The sequence below is a fragment of the Dyella jejuensis genome (assembly GCF_044904675.1).
GTDB lineage: Bacteria > Pseudomonadota > Gammaproteobacteria > Xanthomonadales > Rhodanobacteraceae > Dyella_B > Dyella_B jejuensis.
This window is the reverse complement of the sequence record NZ_JADIKJ010000034.1, coordinates 1-3,425: the sequence shown is the minus strand read 5'-3', so window position 1 is coordinate 3,425 and position 3,425 is coordinate 1. Positions and strand designations below refer to the sequence as shown.

The following is a 3,425-nucleotide window of genomic DNA, read 5'->3' as shown; positions in this document are numbered from 1 at the left end:
CGACAGACAGCCAGTCTGCCTTCCTCGCTCCTCAAAGCCGGGTACATCCATGTACCCTCCCCGCGTGCACCGACGAACCTATGGTCTGCGAACAGACAGAGCTGGTGACGCCTACGTAGCATTGATCAGAGCATCCCTAGCGATTGCCACGCCACTGTAACCTGCGCCCAGCACCCTCCCAGCACTGCCGATATCGGCTGGTTCCGGGTGATTTTCGTGGCGCTTTCATCAGGCATTCGCCGCCATCCCATGGCGATCAATCTGCTGGCCGGCACTGCCGCATTCCTGGCCTATGCGTCGATGTACGCCTTCCGCAAGCCGTTCACGGCGGCATCGTTCGGCGGCATGCAGGTGGCTGGCATCGACTACAAAGTGTGGCTGGTGATCGTGCAGGTGCTGGGCTACATGCTCAGCAAGGTACGCGGCATCACCTGGATCGCGGAGATCCAGCGCCGGCGCCGTGCCCGCACGCTGGCCGGACTGATCGGCTTCTCATGGCTCGCCCTGCTCGGCTTCGCGCTGGTACCCGCGCCCTGGAATATTCCGTTCCTGTTCCTCAACGGCCTGCCGTTGGGCATGGTGTGGGGCGTGATCTTCGGCTATCTGGAAGGACGCCGCGGCACCGAGCTGATGGGCGCGTGCATGTGCGCCAGCTTTATCGTCGGTTCCGGCGTCGTAAAATCGGTGGGCATGTGGCTGATGGTCAGCTGGCACGTCAGTGAATGCTGGATGCCGTTTATCACTGGCCTGCTGTTCATCGCACCGATGGGCGTGGCGACCTGGGTGCTGGAACACTTGCCGCCGCCCGACGCCGCCGACGTCGCCGCGCGAAGCGTGCGCGTGCCGATGGATGCGGCGACACGGCGTGCGTTCCTGGCACGTTTCCTGCCCGGCATCGCAATGATCGTGATGGCATACATAGCACTCACGGTTACGCGCGATTTCCGCGACAACTTTGCCGCCGAGATCTGGAGCGACCTGGGGCGCGGCGGCGACGCCTCGGTATTCGCCGAGACCGAAGTGCCGATCGCAATCGCCGTGCTGATCATCACTGCGTTCACCGTGATCGTGCGCGACAATCTGAAAGCGCTGATGCTTAACCATGTATTGATCTTTGGCGGCTTTGCCATCGCCGTCGGCGCCACCTGCCTGCATGAGCACGGCCTGATCGAACCGGTGGGCTGGATCGGCCTTAGCGGTTTCGGCCTGTATCTGGCCTACGTGCCTTATAACGCCACTTTCTTCGAACGCATGCTTGCCACCTTCCGCGTCAGTGGCAACGTGGGCTTCATCATGTACATCGCCGACAGCAGCGGCTACATGGGCAGCGTGCTGGTGATTCTGGTGAAGGAGTTCGGCGGCATGCGCCTGTCCTGGGCCACGTTCTACGCCGATACCGTGATGACGCTCTCGGGCATCGGCATGCTGATCACGCTGGTGTCCGCGTTGTATTTCTACGGCAAGGCACGGCGAGCGAAGGTACTGGTCGGCGTGCCCGCCGCCGCGTAGCCACTATGTTTTTTCCTCCATTAGCCTGAACAAGCTATCGCTTTTCCTTCTTGCGCTAGGTATTGAACGGCATTGTCACAGCCTCGTTATTTAACGAGGCCATTAGAAAGCTGCGCCGTTGTCTTGCCCAACTGGAGTTCCGTAGCAGTTATGCGAGCTATTCTGCTGCTCAATTGCTGCTCGAATCATCTGCTCAAGTGACGTAGTACCGTCAGGGGTGGCGTCACCTGTCGGCGAATTACCTTCAATAAAGCGTCCCACCGGATCATCAAAGTGGTCCTTCATCGCTACCTCCCATGGCGCGAGAGCTGATCACTGCCTACACGGCATTCAAGTATTTTATTCATGGGGAAGCACGAGAACGAGGTATTCCGAATGCAGTGCATCAGCCACAGGTTGCAGCTGCCCTGCCTGAGCGGAATCGCCGATGAGCGCAAGATGCAGGTAAGGCAGCTTCTTGCCCTTGAACCCATCCAAAACCGCCTTGACGGTTGAATATGCGACCCCATTGCTCTGACTACCCACGACAACGTAAGTAGGCGCAATTGCACCGCGAGAAATAATGCTCGTCAAATGTTGGGTGGTCGCGGAATCACCCGCAAATGCGCGCACCATCAGATTGCTGACACCATTGTCCGCCGCAGGCACGTCGACATATAGAAAGTTCTTTTGCGCAGGAAACGCCTTCGCAGCCAACGCCAACCGATCCGACCTCTGATCACTTCCGGGCCGCCCTACCTGAGCACAGGATGACAAAGCCACCGTAAGAGTTAGCACGACCAGCAGATAAAACCCCATTCCTTTCATCGAAAAATCCTTCTTTGAATTTCCAGGCCATACCACTCAAAGACAAGCGTATGCGTTAGTAGTCTTGTTGAAATTTTTCGCGTCAGCGCCGATACCTCAGTTTCACATGCTTCCAAACGATCAAACATTTTCTGGCATATGTTAAATCTGCTTCCATCGCAGAGATATCCGTCATTACTCATGCCTCTTTACATCCTTGCAATTGCATCAGGTGTTGTGGGCAGTTCTAGGCTTCCCTACCTAAGCACGCATGACAAATTCATCAAAAGTTCTGGCGCGATTTTAGATAAACCCACATCCTTTGTTAAAAGTAACTTCTTTGAAATTCCTAGGCAACACAACTTAATGACAAACGTCTGCATTGGGAAACGACTTGCAGAATTGGCTATTTAATCGCTTATTTTTATCTCTTGACGGGGCCTTTGTGCCTAACCCGCAAGAATTAATATCTTTGAATTTTAAACAATAACCCGACCACGAATCATCAAAATCAGAAGTGAAACCGGAGTGCTCCATGCACAATTTAGATAGTGCAACTTCGTCAGTGGTCATCGTGACTCTGACTTTAATGTTTGGACCTCTAGGTGTTGGAACTCCGCATTCGAGTAACGCAGCAACAATCTCGGTATCTGTCGCGCCTGGCTTTCTCCATCTCTTATCAGGATCAGGTGGCGGCTGAAACGGCTTAAAACCAAAACAACCGATCAGTATGAAAGTAGCTATCAAGATGATAATAACTTTCATTAATTATTACCTATTTGCATCTGATTTACTGGAATAGATATCGCATGATCAAGCGGCGAATCTTTCCAAAATGCGCCACAGCCTCCTTCAGAACTTGGTACCCCATAACAGTTATGCGAAGTATCCTTTTGTCCTGTCACCGCACGAATTATTTCTATGAGTGAAGAGTTTCCTTCAGGAGTAGTACCGCCCGTTGGCGGATTGCCTCCAACAAAGCGCCCCACTGGATCATCAATATGGTTCTGCATCGTCAGCACCATGTTCTGCCATTGATTTGGATCGGCGATTGCATTGCGATCTTGTAGAAGGCTCAGAACTTGATCGGCTTTAGCTGCGTTGTAAGCAGGGCCAAAGAAACCCACTGT

General features: G+C 54.0%; 5 protein-coding genes. 1 reads left to right on the top strand and 4 read right to left on the bottom strand.

Going from position 1 to position 3,425, the window contains the following annotated elements; genetic code table 11:
* The first annotated feature begins 216 nt into the window (after nucleotides 1–216).
* Entirely contained in the window at nucleotides 217–1,509 is a 1,293-nt protein-coding gene (locus tag ISP15_RS18010) for a DUF5690 family protein (RefSeq protein WP_404549340.1), read from the top strand.
* Nucleotides 1,510–1,611: 102 nt separating this feature from the next.
* Here the strand turns inward: ISP15_RS18010 and ISP15_RS18005 are convergent, their stop codons facing one another.
* The 4 genes from ISP15_RS18005 to ISP15_RS17990 form a co-directional block, all read right to left on the bottom strand.
* Complete coding sequence (locus tag ISP15_RS18005; protein WP_404549338.1) at nucleotides 1,612–1,794, bottom strand: hypothetical protein; 183 nt, start codon at nucleotides 1,792–1,794, stop codon at nucleotides 1,612–1,614.
* Nucleotides 1,795–1,848: 54 nt separating this feature from the next.
* A complete protein-coding gene (locus ISP15_RS18000) occupies nucleotides 1,849–2,316 on the bottom strand; it encodes a hypothetical protein (protein ID WP_404549337.1) in 468 nt (155 codons plus the stop codon).
* 342 nt (nucleotides 2,317–2,658) lie between these two features.
* On the bottom strand, nucleotides 2,659–3,060 hold the full coding sequence (locus ISP15_RS17995) for a hypothetical protein (RefSeq protein WP_404549335.1): 402 nt from the start codon (nucleotides 3,058–3,060) through the stop codon (nucleotides 2,659–2,661).
* On the bottom strand, nucleotides 3,060–3,425 hold a 366-nt coding region (locus ISP15_RS17990; RefSeq protein WP_404549333.1), incomplete at its 5' end, for a hypothetical protein. The genes ISP15_RS17995 and ISP15_RS17990, both read right to left, overlap by 1 nt.

Bases quoted from the DNA above. Each gene is read 5' to 3' on its own strand.
- ISP15_RS18005 (WP_404549338.1), bottom strand. From the start codon at position 1,794: ATGAAGGACCACTTTGATGATCCGGTGGGACGCTTTATTGAAGGTAAT.
- ISP15_RS17995 (WP_404549335.1), bottom strand. From the start codon at position 3,060: ATGAAAGTTATTATCATCTTGATAGCTACTTTCATACTGATCGGTTGT.
- ISP15_RS18000 (WP_404549337.1), bottom strand. From the start codon at position 2,316: ATGAAAGGAATGGGGTTTTATCTGCTGGTCGTGCTAACTCTTACGGTG.